The sequence below is a fragment of the Halobium salinum genome (assembly GCF_026586625.1).
In the GTDB taxonomy this organism is placed as follows: domain Archaea; phylum Halobacteriota; class Halobacteria; order Halobacteriales; family Haloferacaceae; genus Halobium; species Halobium salinum.
In genome coordinates this window covers 400,496-417,926 of the sequence record NZ_JAODIW010000008.1, presented here as the reverse complement: position 1 = coordinate 417,926, position 17,431 = coordinate 400,496, and the positions used below count along the sequence as shown (strand labels likewise).

Below are 17,431 nucleotides of genomic sequence, written 5' to 3'. Positions count from 1 at the left end.
CCGACCGGGAGGACGCCGCGATGATGAGCCCGACGCACGTCGCGACGGGACTGGCGGTCGCCGCCGCCGTGGCTGCCGTCGACCCGGCGCTCGTCACCGCCGCGGCGGCCGGCGGCGTGCTCGGCGGGGTCTTCCCGGACCTCGACCTCTTCGCCGGGGAGCACCGGAAGACCCTGCACTTCCCCGTGCTGGGTTGGATTCCGGTCCTCGTCGCCGTCCCGCTCGCGCTCGTCGCGCCCGGTCCGGCGACGGTCGGGCTGGCGGTCGCCTGTCTCACCGCCGCGACCCACGCCGCGAGCGACGTCCTCGGCGCGGGCGAGGAACTCCGGCCGTGGGAGCGCACGAACCCGAACGCGGTCTACTGTCACGCCTGCGGGAGGTGGCTCCGGGCGCGGTACGTGATTCGTTACGACGGTGCCCCCGAAGACCTGTTGCTCACCGTCCTCCTCACGGCGCCCGCGCTCGTCGTCTTCGAGGGGCCGGTCCGGTTGGTCGCACTAGGAACGATAGCCGTCGGCGTCGTCTACGCCGCGGTCAGGAAGCGGGTCGTCCGGTACTTCGAGCCCATCGTGGACTGAGCGGGCAGCGGGCGGGATGCACTCGCTCGTGGGCGGTCACGACGACCGTCGTCTCCGCCGCACTTCGTCGGCGAACGCCTTCGCCTCGGTCGGGGCCGGGAGGTCCCCGCGATACCGCGCCGGCCGCGGGAGTCCCCTGTGTAGTCGGACCTCGGCGCCGTCGGTCTCGACGCTCCGGATTCGCGTCCACGGGACGAGGTCGCCGCCGGTCGTCCCCACCTCGGAGACGACGAGGCCGCTGTCGAGCGCCCGGAGTTCGACCCGCTTCGGGCCGTCGAAGAAGCCGACGACGAGCGCGGCGACGCCGATGCCGCCGAGCGACCAGACGACGTTCCGGAGGCCGACGCGTCCCGTCAGGACGAACTCCAGAGCGACGACGGTGAGCGGGACGGTCACGACCCACCCGAACAGCCGGGAGTGAATCGGCTCCGACAGCGCCGCCCGCGCGTGGACCGTCTCCCGCTCGGCGACCACGTCGGTCCGGCGGGCCGACCCCGCGCCGGCGACGAGCACGCCGACGAAAGCTAGCGCGAGCGCCGGGAGACGAAGCGACTCTACTGCCGCTGGCGGTGTCCAGACGGCCCCTGCGAGGCTGATGACGGCGAGCGGGACGACGCCGAGCGCGGGTGCGAGGAGGTACCATCGGCGCACGGCGGCGCGGTCGAGGGCGTCCGGCACCTGTTCCGCGGCGGCCCACCCGAGCGCCGCCGCCGGCATCGCCGGCACCCACCACGGCGGCGCGTCGACGCCGAGTTCGGGGAGACCGTACAGGAGGGTGAGCGTCACGCAGGTGCCCGCGAAGGCGCCGAGCGTGAGGCTGAACCCGTCGAGGGAGGGGGAACGGGGACGCACGTGCCGAAGTCGACAGCGACGGGACAAGAAGCTTCCCGATGCGCGACGGGTGCCGCCGAGCCAACAGTCAAGCCCCGCGACCCCCATATCCGGCCCATGGAACGCGTCGTCACCGTCGTCCCGGAGGAGGGGCTCCACGCCCGCCCCGCCTCGAAGTTCGTCTCGACCGCCAACGAGTACGACAGCGAGGTTCGCGTCGGCCGCGCCGGCGACGGGAACACCGTCCCCGCGAACAGCATGCTCGCCGTCACCGGGCTGGACGTGCGCGGCGGCGAGGACGTGCTGATTATCGCCGACGGGGAGGACGCCGAGGCCGCACTCGACGCCCTCGAATCGTTACTCTCCTCGCCGGTGGAGGAGGACGCGGATGGCTGACGCCGGCTCCGGTCCGGACGCCGAGTCCGACCCCGACTCGGACACTGGCGAACGCCGACTCTCCGGCACCGGCGTCACGCCCCGGTCGGGCGTCGGGACGGTCGTCTGGCACCGACCGGATGCCGCCCTCGACCTCGGCGACCCGCCAGAGCCCGACACCGTCGACCCGGTCGCGGAGCGCGAGCGGTTCCACGAGGCCGTCGCGGCGGCCCGCGAGGAACTCGAAGCCGAGGCCGAACGTGCGCGGGCGACCGTCGGCGACGACGAGGCCGACGTCCTCGACGCCCACGTCGGGTTCCTCACCGACCCGCAGGTCGAATCGGGGGTCGAGGACGCCACCGATGAGGGGCTCCCCGCGGAGTTCGCCGTCCGCGAGGCGTTCGCGACCCACATCGAGACGTTCGAGGGGATGGAGGGCCGGATGGCGGAGCGCGCCGACGACCTCCGCGACGTTCGCGACCGGCTCCTCCGGCACCTGCTGGGCGTCGAGCGGACCGACCTCGGCGCCCTGCCCGAAGGCACGGTCCTGCTCGCCGAGCGACTCACGCCGAGCGACACCGTGCGTCTCGACCCCGACCGGGTGGCCGGACTCGCGACGATGACGGGCGGTCGGACGGCCCACGCGGCCATCATCGCGCGGTCGCTCGGCCTGCCGGCCGTCGTCGGCGTCGGCGACGACCTCGAATCGGTCGCGGCGGGGAGCGAGGTGGTCGTCGACGGCGAGGCCGGCGTCGTCGTCCTGAACCCGAGCGCGGAGACGCGCGCGGCCGCCGAAGCCGACGAGTCGGCGCCGGTGCGCCACGAGCGCGTGCAGACGACCGACGGGAAGGAAATCGAGGTCGCAGCCAACGTCGGCAACGCCGCCGAGGCCGAGGCGGCGGCCGACCGCGGCGCCGACGGCGTCGGGCTCTACCGCACGGAGTTCCTCTTTCTCGACCGCGACTCCCCGCCCGACGAGGACGAACAGTACGAGGCGTACGTCGTCGCCTGCGAGGCGTTCTCGGGCGGGAGTGCGGCCGACGGCGGGGCCGGCGACCGGGTCGTCGTCCGTACGCTCGACGTGGGCGGCGACAAGGACGTGCCGTACATGGACCTGGACCCCGTCGAGAACGGATTCCTCGGCGAGCGCGGAATCAGACTGTCGCTGGGCGCCCACGCCGACCTCTTCGAGACGCAGTTGCGGGCGTTGCTCCGCGCGGCCGGGCGGGTCGCCGCCGACCCCGAGAGCGCGGACCTCGCGGTTATGTTCCCCCTCGTGCGCTCCGTGGAGGAGTTGGACGCGGCCCTGGAGCGGGTCGAGTCGGTCGCCGCCGACCTCGACGACGAGGGGGTCGACTACGCCCGCCCCGAACTCGGCGCCATGGTGGAGACGCCGGCGGCGGCGCTCACGGCCGACCGGCTCGCCGACCGCGTCGACTTCCTCTCGGTCGGGACGAACGACCTCGCACAGTACGTGATGGCCGCCAGCCGCGACGTGGACGCGATGGACGACCTCCGGGACCCGCTGTACCCGGCCGTCCTGCGGGCGCTCGCCCGAACCGTCGAGGGCGCCCACGCGGGCGACGCCTGGGTGGGCGTCTGCGGCGAGATGGCCGGCGACCCACAGCTGACCGAGCTCCTGGTGGGTCTCGGCGTCGACGAGTTGAGCATGGGCGCCGTGACGGTGCCGGACGTGAAGGCCCGCGTCGCCGACCTGGAGTCGGCGGCGGCGGCCGAGACCGCGGAGCGGGCGCTGGCGGCGGAGACACGGCGGGAGGTTCGCGAGACGCTGGGATTGCCCGAGGAGTGAGGCGCTACAGGACGGTCACCGCCGCGCCGGCGAGGAACGCACAGAGGGCGACGCCCGCGAGTGCGAGCGGCACCGGCCTGCCCATCTCGCCCGTCCCGCCGGACTCGGACTCGTCTGCCTCGCCCGACTCGGGGTCGAACTCGCCCCACCCGAACAGAATCCCGACGCCGACGAGAGCCGCCGCACAGCCGCCGACGACGCTCGAAACCACCCACAGGGTCGAGTCGCCGCCGGTGAGCGCTCCGAACGACTGACTCACGAGCACGAGTCCGGTGACCAGCGGGGCGACGCCGATGGCGTTTCTGGAGGACACACCGTCGACTCGCACGGGACGTGTAAAACGGTTGGCGTGCGCGTCGACCCCCGTCGTCGCTGTTTCGGGCCGCGAATCAGAGGACGGAGCGGTCGAGCATCCGGTCGACGCCGCGTCGGAGCCGCTGCGAGACGGCGGTGTCGCTGACGCCGAGTTCCGCGGCGAGTTCGTCGAGCGAGGTTCCCCGCGGCACGTCGAAGTACCCCTGCTCGTGGGCCGTCGAGAGCGCCTCCCGCTGGCACTCGGTGAGGCCGAACCCGTCGCCGTCGTCCGAGACACTGCCGTATATCGTCCGAATCTCGATGTCGAGTCCGCGTTCCTCACAGGTCTCGTAGAACCGGGCGAACGCCCGGTCGGGAAAGCGCATCCGAAGCTCCCAGCCGTCGCTCGACCCGGTCGAGGCGAGCAGTTGTCCCCCGAGGTCCGCCCACGTATCGTAGACGGACCACTCGGCCGCCTCGTGGCTGTATCGAACGTCGTAGTACCACCGCTCGGGCCCGTCGAACAGGAGCCGCCCGTCCGCGGTGGTCGGGTCCGCCTCGAGTGCCGCCCCGAACGCCTCGTGTTCGACACCCTCGCCCCAGACTTGGAGCTGGACGGTGCCGTCGCCGAGAGCGTTCTGTGACTCGATGGAGAGTTCGGCGGCGGGACATCGACTCAGGGCCTCCGCGAGGATAGGCGAGTCGAGCGTGAACTCACAGATAATCATTACCGGCACGCAACGACTCACACGTTTATGCCACACGGTTCGCCGCCGGTACCGAATCCGGATATTCTGACCGACTCTCCGGGCGTTCGACCATTCGAACCGGTAACTCAGCCGAACTTTCGGTACTCCCGCGCCCCCTCGGCCCGCTCGACGACCGAGTCGAGGGTCGCTTTCGGACTCGTCGCCTCGACGGCGGCCTCGACGGTCCCCTCGACGACCGGCGCGTCGGCGAACGCGACCTCGATGCCGTCCACCTCGACGACGTCGGCCGCGGTCTCGGCACTCATGACGGCGCTCCCGAGGTCGACGAGGACGACCACGCCGTCCGCCTCGGACTCGGCGTCGGCGTCCACGTTCGCCTCGTAGGACTCCCGAATCGCCGCCTCGATGCGGTCCACGTCGGTGCCCAGCCCCCCGTCGGGGTCGCCGCCCGCCGGAACCACGCGACCCTCGCCGCCCATCTGCGCCGCGGTGTCGGCGACCCCTTCGGCCACCTTCGCGCTGTGAGTGACGACGACGAGTCCGACCATCAGTCGTCGCCTCCGGCGTCCGGTCCGTCCGCGCCGCCTGCTCCCTCGTCGTCCGCCGCCTCCTCGGGGTCCGCGTCGGGCACCGTCGGCGACGTGGCGTCGCGCTCGACGTCGCCCTCGAGGTAGTCGTCGGCGACGGAGAGCAGTTCCTCGAGGACGAACAGCGTGCTCGTCGCGCCGGGGTCCTGATGCCCCACGGAGCGCCAGCCGAGGTAGGAGGCGCGGCCCTTCTTCGCCCGGAGCGGCGTGGTGAAGCGCACCCCGCGCTCGGCGGCGTCGACGGCCTTCGCGAGCGCAGAGAGCGGCGGGAGGTCGTCCTGCTCGATGGACTTCTTGTAGGTGTGGACGGCGGGCGTGACGGCGTCGACCATCGTCTTCGAGCCGAGTTCGGCCTTTCCGCGCTCCTGGAGCTTGTCGAGGTACGCCTCCGCGAACGCGACGGTCGTCTCGGCGGTGATACCCCCGTCGAGTTCGGCGCTGGCGCTCATAATCGACCCGCCGTACAGCGGGCCGGAGGCGCCGCCGACCTCCGAGATGAGCGCGCGGCCGACGCGCTTGACGAGGTCGGCCGGAGTCGCGTCGTCGTCCGCCTCGGCAGCCTCCGCGACCTGTTCTGCGGCCGCCTCGAACCCGCGGGTGACGTTGCCCCCGTGGTCGGCGTCGCCGATGGCGGAGTCGAGGTCGGTCAGGTATCGGCGTTCCTCGGCCATCCGCTCGGCCACCGCCTCGACGGCGGCGACGACGGCCTCGCGCTGGGTGTCGGGGTCTACCATACCGGTAGAGGGGCCGACGCGGAGAAAGTGATTGTGGTGGCGGTGGTCGCTGACCTCACCCCCGCTCCTCTCGACGGGCGCCGTAGCTCGCCACCCGGTACAGGAGGTACGCGAACAGGGCGAACGCGCCGAGTTCGACGACGTAGAGTTCGACTATCTCGACCGGCGTGAGCCCGTCGAGCACGGCGCTCCGGGTCGCGGTCAGCACGGCGTACGCGACGGCGAGGGTCAGCGCGGGCATCGTGACCAGCAACACGCCGGTGACGAGCAGCCACGCTCGGTCGGCGGTCAGAACCCCACCGGGCGACGCGGCGTCCTCGCGTGGGCCGTCGGCGGCGGTCCGTGCCACGGCGGGTCGGCGGCCGTTCTCGGCCTGCGCGGCCTGTTCTCGGTCCGGGACCATACCGCCGATAGCTGCCGAGTGCGCATAAAATGCTCTACAAAATCACCCATGTGGATAAAAAGTCTCTCTGAATGCAAAACACAATACATTCTCGTCGATGGGCTGGCGCTGCGGTGACGGCGGGCGTCGACGCACCGACCCGTGGCTGTCTCCCGGTTCAGCGCATCAGCGTGTCAGCGCCGGCGTGTCCGCGGGCGCCGCGAGCAGCTCCTTCAGTTCGTCGTCGACGGCACAGACGGTGACGGAACAGCCCATCATGTCCAGCGAGGTCATGTAGTCGCCGACCCAGGCGTCCCACGTCTCCAGTCCGTGGTCGTCCATCAGCTCCTGGAGTCGACGGTTCACGACGTACAGCTCCATCAGCGGCGTCCCGCCCATCCCGTTGACGATGGTGACGACCTCCTGACCGTCGTCGAGGTCGAGGTCTTCGAGGACGCGCTCCGTGAGATGTTCCGTGATTTCGTCGGCGGACGTGTGCTCGGTGCGCTCGACGCCCGGCTCGCCGTGGATGCCGATGCCGAGTTCGATCTCGTCGTCGCCGAGGTCGAAGGTGGGCTCGCCCTTCTCGGGGGTGACACAGGAGGTGAGCGCGGTGCCCATCGTCCCGACGTTGTCGACGACCTTCTCCGCGACTTCGGCGACCTCGTCGAGACTCCCGCCCGCGGCGGCCTTCGCGCCGGCGCACTTGTGGACGAGGACGGTACCGGCGACGCCCCGCCGACCCGAGGTGTAGAGGGAGTCCTCGACGGCCACGTCGTCGTCGACGACGACCTGCCTGACCTCGACGCCCTCCATCTCGGCCATCTCGGCGGCGGTGTCGAAGTTCATCACGTCGCCCTCGTAGTTCTTCACGACGCAGAGGACGCCCTCGCCGCCGTCGACCTCCCGAATCATCGCCTCGAACTCGTCGGCGGTCGGCGACGTGAACACTTCGCCCGCGGCGGCGCCGGCGAGCATCCCCTCCCCGAGGTAGCCGGCGTGGGAGGGCTCGTGGCCGCTCCCGCCGCCGGAGACGACGGCGACCGCTCCGTCGACGGGGGCGTCCGCACGGACGAGTACCTGTGTCCCCTCCAGCCGGCGAACGTACTCGGGGTGTGCGGCGACCATCCCGTCCAGCATCTCGTCGACGACCGTCTCCGGACTGTTGATCAGCTTCTTCATGGCCGGTGTTACCATGCGTGTGTCGAACGAAAAAGGTTCGCGCGGAGCCGACGGGCGCGGCGACGGAGAGACGGCCCCTCGACGGTCAGACAGGGACCGCCCCTCGACGGTCAGTTCCGGAACGCGGCGATGCGCGACCGTCCGACGGCGTAGACCGTTCCGCCGACCGGGACGGGGGCCGGAGTCGCGTCCGCCGGGACGGCCGTCTCCGTCGGGACCGTCCAGACGCGGTCGCCGGTCGCCACGTCGTAGGCGATGAGTCGATTCTCGTACTGTTCGGGGCTCTGCTGGACGTAGGCGTACCGACCGTCGCTGGACACGCCCGAGACGGCCCTGTCGGGGTGGTCGAAGTCTCCGGACGGCTCGTCGTACTCGTCGCGCCAGCGCTCGGTTCCCGACTCCGGGTCGACGGCGACGACGGCGTTCACCTCGGGCGGGTACTTCCTGTCGGTCGTGAGGAGGACGGTGTCGCCCGTCAGCGCCCACCCCCCGGTCCAGTTCGCTCGGTGTTTGTACGGTGGGTCCCACCGCCAACTGCCGACGGCGCCGTCGTACCCGTACACCGCGCCGCTCCCGATTTCCGACGCGAGCACGAGCGGCCCCGAGACGCCGTGGATGAGTTTCGTCCCGGGGCCGGACCACAGCCTGCTCCCGTCGCTTCGGTCGTAGGCGGTCGGCGCCTGGCCGGCGAAGACGGCGCCACGGCCGACGGCCAGCCCTCCGGACGAACCCGTCGCGTCACCGGCCGACCAGACGACGCTCCCGTCGGCCGGGTCCAGCGCGTACAGTCTGGACAGCGAGATGGCGTACAGCCGACTCCGTCCGACCCGGACGTCAAACCACCTCGGCGTCCCGGGGTCGAAGCGCCATCGCTCCCTCCCGGTCGTCGCGTCCAGCGCCCGGAGCGGCCCGGTGCTCCCGTCGTCCCAGGTCGCGTCCTCCTCACAGAGGTACAGTGTGTCGCCGTCGACCGCCAGCCGTCGCGCCCGTACCCCAGTCTTCGAGTACGCGAACCGACGGAGCACGTCGCCGCTCCCGACGTCGATGGCGTACGCTCGGTCGTCCGTCGCCGTGTAGAGAACCCCCTCGTCGACGACCGGCGCGGCGACCGCACCGGACCTGCTCCGGGCCTCCGGGAACTCGGCCGCCCACGCCCGGTCGGGGGCGGTCGTCGGCCCGTCCGTCCCGGGGTTGAAGTGAGTGTTTCCGGCGTCGCCCCCCTGGCTCCGCCAGGCGTCGACCGGCCGTCCGTCCACCTCGACGGTCACGGCTGAGTCGCCGCCCGTCCGCCGGAACCCCGTGTACGTCCCGGTGAACGCGAACGTGTCGCCGCGCTCGTTGCCGGTCGTCCCCCGTATCGAGACAGTGCCGTCTCCGTGCTCGACGATAGCGTCGTTCGCCTCGGATTCGTTCCGGGAGCCGTCCTGCACCTTCCAGGCCACGCCGTCGACGCCGAGTTCGTACTGTACCTGCTCCCCCGAGGTGGTCGACAGGACTCGCACCGTTGACCCCTCGACGCCAGTGAGTTCCGGGATGCTGACGTTCTCGCCGTCGAGCAGGATGGAGAACGCCGAGCGTCCGCCGGTCCGGCGGAACGCCACGACCCCGCCGTCGACCACGAACGCGTCGCCGCGTTCGTTGCCGGTCGTCCCTCGCACGGTCACCGTCCCGTTCCCGTTGTCGAGGATGGTGTCGTTCGCCTCCGACTCGCTTCGTGACCCGTCCCGGACTTTCCGGACGCCTCCGTCGACGACGAACTCGTAGTGGACCGTCTCCTCCGCCGCGGTTGAGCGGACCTCCAACCGGCGGCCCTGCTGTCCGGCCGCGCGGTCGGCGGCTGCCCCCGTCACCACTCCCCCGACCGACGCGAGGACGCCCAGTCGGAGCGCCCCCCGACGTGTGGTGTATGCTACCATACAGTATCGGTGGTGTGAGAAGTGATATCACGTTAACGCAAGAATGCCTACAGGATACGGTACACCGAAACGACAGTAACCGACTCGTAACGAACGCCCGGGGGTGCGTCGGCTCACTCGGCCCGTCCGCTCCGTCAGTTCCGGTACGCGGCGACGGTCGACTCGCCGGCGTCGTACGGCGTACAGCGTGTTTTGGTCGGGCGGGGAGCGTCTAGTCGGCCGTCACGAGAGCCGTATCGGCGCTCGTCGCCGTGGCCGGCTGCTCAGAGGCCCAGCAGTCGGGCGAAGAACGCCCCGATGTCGTCGACGAACTCGAAGAGGTCGTCCCCCTCGCGACGGCGCTTGGCCCGCGACTGCTGTGTCGTCCGCCGTGCTCGCTCGGCGGGTGCCCGCGTGTGGGTCCGCGTCGGCGTCCTCGTCGCGGTCGCCTCCGTCGTCGGCGACGACGTGGGGGTCTCCGTCGCCGTCGCGGTCGGCGTTGACGTCGAGCGAGATGCCGGTCCCTCTGCCGAGGTCGTCGTCCGGGTCGGCGTCGACGTGGCGGTCGTCCTCGAACGCTCGCCGGAGCCGCTTCCGACGCTCCGTTTCGACCCTCCGCTGCTCGATTTTGAACTCCCAGTGTTCGACCCCGAACCACCGCTGCTCGACCCCGAACCACCGCTGCTCGACCCCGAACCACCGCTGCTCGACCCCGAGCCGCCGGACGACTGTCGGGTTGTCCCCGACGACGCGTCTTCCTCCTCGTCCTCCACTTCGTCGGGCGTCGCCGTCGACGTCTGCGTGGGTGTCGCCGTCGGTGTGGGTGTCGGTGTCGATGTCGCCCCCGACGACCCACCAGACGCGGTCCCGTCGGCCTCCAGCGCCTCGCGGAGGGTGACGATTTCCAACCCGCGCTTCTTCGCCATCCGAATGGTCTTGCGGATGCGCGAGGCGGGGAGGTCGTCGTAGAAGGTGTGGCCCCCGAGGATACCTAGTTCGTCGTTCTCGGCGACGCGGTCGAGGTACCGGGCAATCTCCTCGAAGGAAGCCTCTCGACCGTCGAACTGCTGGCGTCGGAGCCGATAGGGGTCGGCGCCCTGGCCCGGGTTCCGACCGCCCTCCTTCCCCCAGTTGGCGACGGCGTCGAACAACTCCCGGGTCACCCGGTCGGAGGCCGCGGAGTGCGCGCCGTAGGGGTAGACGAAGTTGTCGACGGTGACGCCCATTCCCTCCAGTCGCTCGACCGAACGGGCGAGCCGGTCGCGCATGATGTCCTCGGAGAACCGCTCGGTGACGCCCGCTCCTGCGTCGAAGGTCGTCCCCACCGAACCGTCGAGCTGGAGGTAGGGCTCCCCGGTGTCGTCGGTCCCGCTCCCGACGACGGTGACCGTCGCCGAGCGCCCGCCGTCGGAGACGACGAGCGGACTGTTGATCTTCGGCGGGTTCGCGTGGGTGTCCCAGGCGACGGAGAGTCGCTCGTCCTCGGCGGCGACGCTCCGGGTGACGTCGATCTCGCCGTGGTGGAGGTGGTACAGCGAGTGGGACATGATTTCCCACCCGGCCTCCTCGAGCTCGACGAGCTGGTCGGGACCCATGTAGTGTTCGCGCCCCGGTACCACGGATGCACCCATACAGGCCGAGCACGCCGGCACGCCCTCCTCCTCGTGGATCGGGAGGGCCCGCGTGTAGTCGTCGTCCGGCCCGTCGTCGTAGACGAAGACCAGCTTGCCGTTCGTCCCCGTCCCCGAGACCACCCCAGCACCGGACGCGAGCGCGACCGCCCCACCGGCCGCGCGGAGGTACGTCCGACGGTTCAAGGCACCTGTCATGTTCGTCGGCCGCTTTCGGCATCACTAGTTAGTTATCATGTGAGTAAACACGGTGAAACAGTCCTTTTGGTCGGACGTAAACCCGAAACGGAGGGTCGACTGAGGTGTCACGCGGTGGCGGTCGCTCGCCGAATTCGGTCGCGTACGGGTTGTCAAATTCCGCACTGTGTGGGTTCGACGCGGGTCATCGAGGCGACGACTGGTCGAAACGCCCCCGCCCTTTCTGTAATCCTCTTAATAATTGTTTCGATGGACTGTTCGGCCAACGAACAGATTACGGCACGAAACTGATGAAACGAATCGCGCGCGCTCGGTGATTCGGCCGGCCGACCTCGGGTCCGGGGTCGGTGGTGGTTGGTCGAGAGCCCTCAGGTGGGGTCGGCGGGGCCGCGAGACAGGGGGCGCGGTCTCACTCGAGCGTGACCGAGAACCCCCAGGCGGCCTGTCCGTTCTCGACCGGTTCGGCGTTCTCGTCCAGGACGCTGTAGGTCGTCTCGAAGCGGAACTCCCCGACGGGGAGACAGCCGTCTGCCTGCTGTGTGGCGTAGAGGTCGACGAGCTGGGTGAGCGACTCGCCCGCCGCTATCTCGACGGTTCGGTACTCCTCGGTGACCGCGATTCCCTCCGTCAGCTTCCAGCAGCCGGCTTCCGCGGGGTACTCCTCTCCGGTCGGGAGGAGAGTCAGGTAGCCGGAGTCGTCGGTGACGTACGAGAACACGACCGCCCGGCCCTCGCCGACGCGAACCGTCTCGGGGCTCGTGTTCTCGACCGTCACGCGGAGCTGGGGCGGGTGGTCGTCGGTCGCCGCCTCGCGAACGACCTCGACTGCGGGTCGCACCGGCAGGTCGGGCGCCTCGTCGGTTCCGACGACGATGACGCCGGGGCCGCCGGTGCCGGCAGGACGGGTCTCGCCCGAGGCGTTGCCGCCGGTACCGTTTCCGCCCGGGAGGCCGTCCCCGTTCGAGCCGTTGCCGTCGGTGCCGTCTTCTCCGTCATCGGTGCCCGGGTCACCCGTCCCGCCGTCGCCGAGGCAGCCGGCGAGTGCGCCCACTGTGAGGACGGCGCCCAGTTCGATGATTCCGCGTCGTGTCGGTGACATGGGAGATAACAGGACCGCCGAGGAGATAGCCCTACGCTTAGCACAAACGGCGGCTAGTCCTATGTACGCACCGAGCGACGGACGACGACTGCGACGACGACTGCGGCGACGGCGGACGACGAACGACTTATCACGGTCGCCGGGAGTCGTCCGGGCGATGGAACGCCTCGACGTCGCGGACGGGTTCGACGTACACGAGTACCGTCACGGTCTCAAACTGCGCAAACAGGGCGCCGAGACGATGCATCTGGAGAACCGCGAGGGGTTCGGCTGTCCCGCCTGCGGCCGGGAGTTCGGCAAACTGTTCGTCTCCTCGCGCCGCCACAACACGTTCGACTCGCCGCCGGGGCCGTTCTGTCTGACACGGACGGACGACCGAGTGCTGTTGTTGACGCACTGAGCGTCGTCGTCGGCTTCTCGCCGGCGGACCTCCGACTCCGAGGAGTGTTTGGCCTTACAGACGACGACCGTCGACACGAGTCGACGGAACGTTTTTGCTTACCGAACGTTCAGTATTAGGCGTGTCGAGAACTCGAACGTCCTACCGGCCCATCGTCGCGGCGCTGCTCGGGTCGCTGGTGACCGGCGCCGGCCACCTCTACCTCCGGCGCTGGCTCAGGGCGGCCGGGTGGCTCGTCGCCGCGTACGTCGTCGCCGTCCTGTTCGTCCCCGAGTCGGTGCTGACCGCGATGGCGTCCGGCGAGCGCCCCGACGTGGTGGCGGCCCTCCCGATGCTCGCCGTCGCGGCCGCCAGCGCGTTCGACGCCTACCGCATCGCGCTCGACGCCGAATCGCGGTCGGCGGACGCCGAGCCGTCGGCGGACGGCGAAGAGCGCGTCGACCCCGCGACCGGCGGTCACACCGCCGACTGTCCCGCCTGTGGGAAGGCGTTCGACCCCGACCTCGGCTTCTGTCACTGGTGTACGACCGAAGTGGAGTCGTACGGGGCCGCCGACCGGCCGGACGACACTGAGGCCGACGTCCCTGGCGACGGGAGCCGTGACCGCCGGGTCGAGTGACGGGACGGTCGAGTCGAGCGTTCGGGAGTGGACGGCCGCCGAAGGTTTCTCGCCTACGCGCTCGACCGTTTCGAGGTCGCGGTCGACCCCGACGACGAGACGGACCCGCCGGTGGAACTCGACCGCGTCGTCGAGCGACTGCTCCCAGCCGGGCCGAACGAGGACCGGCGCCAGGTCGAATTCGTCCTGACGAGCCTCCGGGGCAGCCGTCGCCGACGACGCCTACCGCGAGCAGTTCACCGAGATAGACGACCGCATCTCGACGACCATCGCGGAGATTATCGACCGGGACGTAGAACGCGGCGCGTTCCGAGCCGTGGACACGGGACGAGTCACGGAACACGTGCTCGCGACGCTCAACGGGGCGATGTACGGCCGTGCGACGACCGACAGGAAGACTGCCGCCGCCGCGGTGCGGACCTCCCTCTCCGCGTACCTCGACCGCGAACTGCGACCCGAAGCGTGACTCAGCGGTCCCGTTCCGACCCCGAGCCGACGGCCATCTCGAAGCCGGGGCTGTACCGCACGGTCGGCGCCGTCGTTGGCGCCGGCAATCCGACGGCTTCGAACAGCGTGTTCTGTCGAACCTCGGCGTCGACCGACCGGAGCGTCCACGGGACGCGCTCGACGGTCCCGACACGGGTCGCCTCCCCCGCTCCGCTCGTCACTCGCCCGCGGCCGGTGCCGAGGACCTGTTCCGTCGACGGCGGGAGGAAGTAGCGGAACCGCTCGATGGCGAACGCCTCGAAGCTCCCCGATTCGGCCTCGAAGGGCTCGCCGGTCGGTCGATACCGTGCCTGAAACGTCGCAGCCGACGCCGACGGGTCGAGTCCTCGTTTCCGCCGACAGCTCCGGAACGTGACCGTCCCGTCCTCACGACGCGTCCGGCGCATCCGGGCGCCGTGGAAAGGGAGGCCGAACGCGCGCCGCCCGACCGTCGCGGCGGCCCGACTGCCGGTGTCGACCGAGAGAAAGTAGATACCGGGCTCGTCGTCCAGCCGGACGTACGTCCGGAAGACGAGCTGGGGGAACCCGCCCGCGACCCGCCCCAGCGCGGCGAGCGGGTCGGCCGAGAGCGGGCCGGGGGCCACCGACCCGGGACCGACGGAGACGACCTCCAACGCGAGCGCGCTCACCCACGCCGACCCGTCGTAGGTGTCGAGTTCGAGCGCGTCGGGGACGAGTGACCGGACTGCGTCGGGAGCGACGGGCCAGTGGACGAAACACACGTCCCGTCCGGTCACGGTGAGGAGCGAACGCATCCGAATCGAGACAGGGACGCCGCGGGCTTAACTCTCCTCGCGGGCCGTCGTATCCTGAGACGTCACCGCACCGCCCTGCTCCAGCACCACCGTCGCCCTCCGCGGTCCTCCGACCCGGCCGTCAGTCACCTTTCGTGCCGCAGCAATCGACTTAGAACACATTCAGAATATCCAAAATTTTAAAAAGAAGTACCGGTCCAGAGTCGTGCATGTCGACTGCGACGCCCAACGGAGCGACCGTGCCGTGACTGAAGCCTCCGACGTGCCTGACGCGGTAAGGGGCACCGGCTCCGTCAATACCGCCGCCGACCCGGTCGGTCGCGTCCCGCCGCCGGCGCCGCCGGACAGCGCCGATGCCTGGTACGCCCCCGACGTGCGGGCGCAGTACGCGGTCCACCCAGGCGTCGTCGCCACGGTCAGGGAGACGACGACCGGCTTCGCCTACGAGGTCCGCGAGCCCTCGCTCGGCGCCGACCACGAGGCCGAACTGGAACGCGTCCGCGAGCACTTCGCCGACGTTCGTCGGCGTCGCCCGCTCACCCGGGAGGGGACCGCCGAACGGGCGGCGGCCGGATTGCAGTCGAAGTATCGCCGGGCGCTCGACCGACTCGTCGACGCCACGCCGGCCGCCCGTCGGCGACTCGACTACTACGCCCTCCGTGACCTTCGGCTTCTCGGCGAGTTGACGCCGTTGGCGCTCGACGACGCCATCGAGGTCGTCGACGGGGACGGCGGGGGTCCGCCGAGGGGGCCGACGACCCCCGGTACCGACGACGACAGCGAGGCTGGCATCGGGACGAACGTCGGTGACGGGCCGAGTGTCGACGACGGGCCGAGCGTAGTCGGTGACGCCGACCGCCTCCTCGTCCACACCGCCGACTACGCACCCGCCGTCACCGACTACGCGGCCGACGCGGAGGGCGTCGAGCGGGTCGCCGGCGAGCGCCTCGCGCGCTACACCGTCGAGTTCGCGGGGTTCGGCGTCGACGTGGTCGTCTACCGCGAGCACCTGCTCGGGAACGACCGCTTCGCGACGAAGTACGCCGTCCTCGAACCGGACCTCCTACCCGGCGACCGCGAACTCGTCGAGGTCTGCAAGGAGCGGGTGTGGGAGACCAACGTCGCCGACGTGGTCGACGACCGCCGGGCGTTCGTCGCCGAGCACGCCCGCACGTTCCTATCCCGCCAGCTCACGGCGCGAAACACCCGCGCGTGGGTCGACGCGACGGCCTACCGCCTGCGCAGTGCGCTCGCCGAGTACGACCTCGCGGTGCCGCCGGTGGGGAGCCGCTACGCCGCGGACCGCCTCGACGACCTCGTCTACTACGTGCTCCGGGACTACGTCGGCGAGGGCATCCTCACCGTCCCCATCCGCGACCCACACTTGGAGGACGTGGAGGCGAACCGCGTGGGCGAGCGCGTGAAGGTCGTCCCGCGCGGCGAGGTCGTCGACCGAAGCGGCGAGGAGGAGCGCCGGGTCTCCGTCCCGGAGGGTCGGGTTCCAACGAATCTCGCCTTCGACGACGAGACCACCTTCGTCAACGTCGTCACGCAACTGGCCGCGAGCGACGGCACCGAACTGAACGCCAGCACGCCGAGCGCGAAGGTGAACCTCGACCCGCCGGGTGTCGACGAGACGGTCCGATGTGCGGTCGCGCTCCCGGTCATCTCCGAGGGCGGTCCGCACGTCTCCATCCGCAAACAGTCGCCGGAGGCGATGACGCCGGTCGACCTCGTGAAGCGCGGGTCGCTCTCCACCGAACTCGTCGCGCTGCTCTGGATGGTGTACGAACACCACGGCGTCGTGCTGTTCTCCGGCCCGACGGGCGCCGGGAAGACGACGCTGATGAACGCGCACCTCCCCTTCGTCCCCTTCGACGACCGGCCCATCAGCATCGACGAGGGGTCGCGAGAGGTCCAGTTGCCCCACGAGACGGCCGTCTCGCTCACCACGCGCGACCACGAGAGCGAGTACAAGCGGGTGACGATGGCCGACCTGATGACCCAGACGAACTACCTCAACCCGGACGTGGAGGTCATCGCCGAGATAAACACGCCCGAGAGCTTCCGCACCTTCGGCGAGACGCTCAACACCGGCCACGGCGTCGTCGGCACGACCCACGCCGAGGACGTGGAAACGCTCGTCAACCGCGTCGTCGAACAGGGGCTCCCCGCCTACCTGCTCTGCGAGCTCGACCTCGTCGTCTTCCCGCGCCACGTCGACGGCGAGCGCTACGTCGGCGAAATCGTCGAGTTCCTCTCGCCGGAGGCGTACGAAGAGGCGAGCGGCGAACACGGCGTCGTCCAGAAGGGCGGTACCGACGTCCACTGGAACCGGGTCGCGTGGCGCGACACTGGGGGAGAGTTCCGGCTCGACTACGACCACCCGGACCTCGGCGACGACTCGCGGCGGTGTGGTCTGCGCACCTTCCACCGCATCGCGACCCTCACCGACCGCGCCGTCGCGGACGTGGAACGGGAGTTCCACCGCAAACACCGGTACGTGGAGTACCTCGTCGACGACGACGTGAGTGACGTGGACGACCTCTTCGCCTTCCTCGCCGGCCTCCGAACGGACGAGGCGGCGACGGTCGAGCGTATCGCCCACCGGCGCGCGGTCGCCGCGGAGCACAGCGGAGGCGGCCCCGCGGACGCCACGGAGGCGTCGAAGACGACTGCGGCGGTCGACGCGCCCGACGGGTCGGTCGCGGCCGACGGCGGAGGACCGTCGTGAGCACCGACTCGCCGGGGGTCTCGTCGCGGACGAACGCTCCGAGGGCCGCCTCGTCGGGGGAGGTCGGGTCGGGGGCGTCGGCGGACGACCCCGGACGCGTCGGTGCCGGC

The 17,431-nt window shown here is 70.6% G+C and carries 17 protein-coding genes and 1 pseudogene; 7 read left to right on the top strand and 11 right to left on the bottom strand.

The window, feature by feature from the left end; genetic code table 11:
• Nucleotides 1-20 precede the first annotated feature (20 nt).
• Nucleotides 21-578, top strand: a complete 558-nt coding sequence (locus tag N5095_RS14255) for a metal-dependent hydrolase (protein ID WP_267623589.1) — start codon at nucleotides 21-23, stop codon at nucleotides 576-578.
• A 36-nt stretch (nucleotides 579-614) separates the two neighbouring features.
• Here N5095_RS14255 and N5095_RS14250 read toward each other — a convergent pair whose 3' ends face one another.
• Nucleotides 615-1,430, bottom strand: coding sequence for a hypothetical protein (locus N5095_RS14250; protein ID WP_267623588.1), 816 nt, complete (start codon nucleotides 1,428-1,430; stop codon nucleotides 615-617).
• Nucleotides 1,431-1,526: 96 nt separating this feature from the next.
• Here N5095_RS14250 and N5095_RS14245 point away from each other — a divergent pair, with 96 nt between their 5' ends.
• Together N5095_RS14245 and ptsP are read left to right on the top strand one after the other, a co-directional pair.
• Nucleotides 1,527-1,805 carry an HPr family phosphocarrier protein gene (locus N5095_RS14245; RefSeq protein WP_267623587.1) on the top strand — a complete coding sequence of 93 codons (279 nt, stop codon included), beginning with the start codon at nucleotides 1,527-1,529 and terminating at the stop codon, nucleotides 1,803-1,805.
• Complete coding sequence (ptsP, locus tag N5095_RS14240) at nucleotides 1,798-3,594, top strand: phosphoenolpyruvate--protein phosphotransferase (protein WP_267623586.1); 1,797 nt, start codon at nucleotides 1,798-1,800, stop codon at nucleotides 3,592-3,594. Before N5095_RS14245 ends, ptsP begins: the two co-directional genes overlap by 8 nt.
• Nucleotides 3,595-3,598: 4 nt before the next feature.
• On the opposite strand, the gene N5095_RS14235 is transcribed toward ptsP, so the two are convergent.
• The 9 genes from N5095_RS14235 to N5095_RS14195 all read right to left on the bottom strand — a co-directional run bounded on the left by N5095_RS14235 (nucleotide 3,599) and on the right by N5095_RS14195 (nucleotide 12,306).
• Nucleotides 3,599-3,907: a hypothetical protein gene (locus N5095_RS14235; protein WP_267623585.1), complete on the bottom strand. Its 309-nt coding sequence runs from the start codon at nucleotides 3,905-3,907 to the stop codon at nucleotides 3,599-3,601.
• Nucleotides 3,908-3,983: 76 nt separating this feature from the next.
• Entirely contained in the window at nucleotides 3,984-4,616 is a 633-nt protein-coding gene (locus N5095_RS14230) for a helix-turn-helix domain-containing protein (RefSeq protein ID WP_267623584.1), read from the bottom strand.
• Nucleotides 4,617-4,723: 107 nt separating this feature from the next.
• Entirely contained in the window at nucleotides 4,724-5,146 is a 423-nt protein-coding gene (locus tag N5095_RS14225) for a PTS-dependent dihydroxyacetone kinase phosphotransferase subunit DhaM (protein WP_267623583.1), read from the bottom strand.
• Entirely contained in the window at nucleotides 5,146-5,919 is a 774-nt protein-coding gene (dhaL, locus tag N5095_RS14220) for a dihydroxyacetone kinase subunit DhaL (protein WP_267623581.1), read from the bottom strand. The genes N5095_RS14225 and dhaL overlap by 1 nt, the downstream gene beginning before the upstream one ends.
• A gap of 55 nt (nucleotides 5,920-5,974) precedes the next feature.
• On the bottom strand, nucleotides 5,975-6,322 hold the full coding sequence (locus N5095_RS14215; protein WP_267623580.1) for a hypothetical protein: 348 nt from the start codon (nucleotides 6,320-6,322) through the stop codon (nucleotides 5,975-5,977).
• 165 nt (nucleotides 6,323-6,487) lie between these two features.
• Nucleotides 6,488-7,483, bottom strand: coding sequence for a dihydroxyacetone kinase subunit DhaK (dhaK, locus tag N5095_RS14210; protein WP_267623579.1), 996 nt, complete (start codon nucleotides 7,481-7,483; stop codon nucleotides 6,488-6,490).
• 110 nt (nucleotides 7,484-7,593) lie between these two features.
• Nucleotides 7,594-9,399 carry an outer membrane protein assembly factor BamB family protein gene (locus N5095_RS14205; RefSeq protein ID WP_267623578.1) on the bottom strand — a complete coding sequence of 602 codons (1,806 nt, stop codon included), beginning with the start codon at nucleotides 9,397-9,399 and terminating at the stop codon, nucleotides 7,594-7,596.
• Nucleotides 9,400-9,662: 263 nt separating this feature from the next.
• The gene (locus N5095_RS14200; protein WP_267623577.1) at nucleotides 9,663-11,207 is read right to left on the bottom strand and encodes a polysaccharide deacetylase family protein; all 1,545 of its coding nucleotides are present in this window, start codon (nucleotides 11,205-11,207) and stop codon (nucleotides 9,663-9,665) included.
• A gap of 409 nt (nucleotides 11,208-11,616) precedes the next feature.
• Nucleotides 11,617-12,306 (bottom strand): hypothetical protein, encoded by a 690-nt coding sequence (locus tag N5095_RS14195; protein WP_267623575.1) that lies wholly within the window; start codon nucleotides 12,304-12,306, stop codon nucleotides 11,617-11,619.
• Between the two features lie 157 nt (nucleotides 12,307-12,463).
• On the opposite strand from N5095_RS14195, the gene N5095_RS14190 reads away from it, so the two are divergent.
• From N5095_RS14190 to N5095_RS14180, 3 genes and pseudogenes are all read left to right on the top strand, one after another.
• Complete coding sequence (locus tag N5095_RS14190) at nucleotides 12,464-12,706, top strand: DUF7385 family protein (protein WP_267623574.1); 243 nt, start codon at nucleotides 12,464-12,466, stop codon at nucleotides 12,704-12,706.
• 121 nt (nucleotides 12,707-12,827) lie between these two features.
• Nucleotides 12,828-13,325 (top strand): DUF7575 domain-containing protein, encoded by a 498-nt coding sequence (locus tag N5095_RS14185; RefSeq protein WP_267623573.1) that lies wholly within the window; start codon nucleotides 12,828-12,830, stop codon nucleotides 13,323-13,325.
• A 211-nt stretch (nucleotides 13,326-13,536) separates the two neighbouring features.
• Nucleotides 13,537-13,791: pseudogene (locus N5095_RS14180) on the top strand (TetR family transcriptional regulator C-terminal domain-containing protein); the annotation flags it as partial.
• Between the two features lies 1 nt (nucleotide 13,792).
• Here N5095_RS14180 and N5095_RS14175 read toward each other — a convergent pair.
• Nucleotides 13,793-14,587 (bottom strand): YqjF family protein, encoded by a 795-nt coding sequence (locus N5095_RS14175; protein ID WP_267623571.1) that lies wholly within the window; start codon nucleotides 14,585-14,587, stop codon nucleotides 13,793-13,795.
• A gap of 262 nt (nucleotides 14,588-14,849) precedes the next feature.
• Between N5095_RS14175 and N5095_RS14170 the strand changes: the two genes are divergently transcribed.
• Nucleotides 14,850-17,321 carry a type II/IV secretion system ATPase subunit gene (locus tag N5095_RS14170; protein WP_267624489.1) on the top strand — a complete coding sequence of 824 codons (2,472 nt, stop codon included), beginning with the start codon at nucleotides 14,850-14,852 and terminating at the stop codon, nucleotides 17,319-17,321.
• The last annotated feature ends 110 nt before the right edge of the window (nucleotides 17,322-17,431 follow it).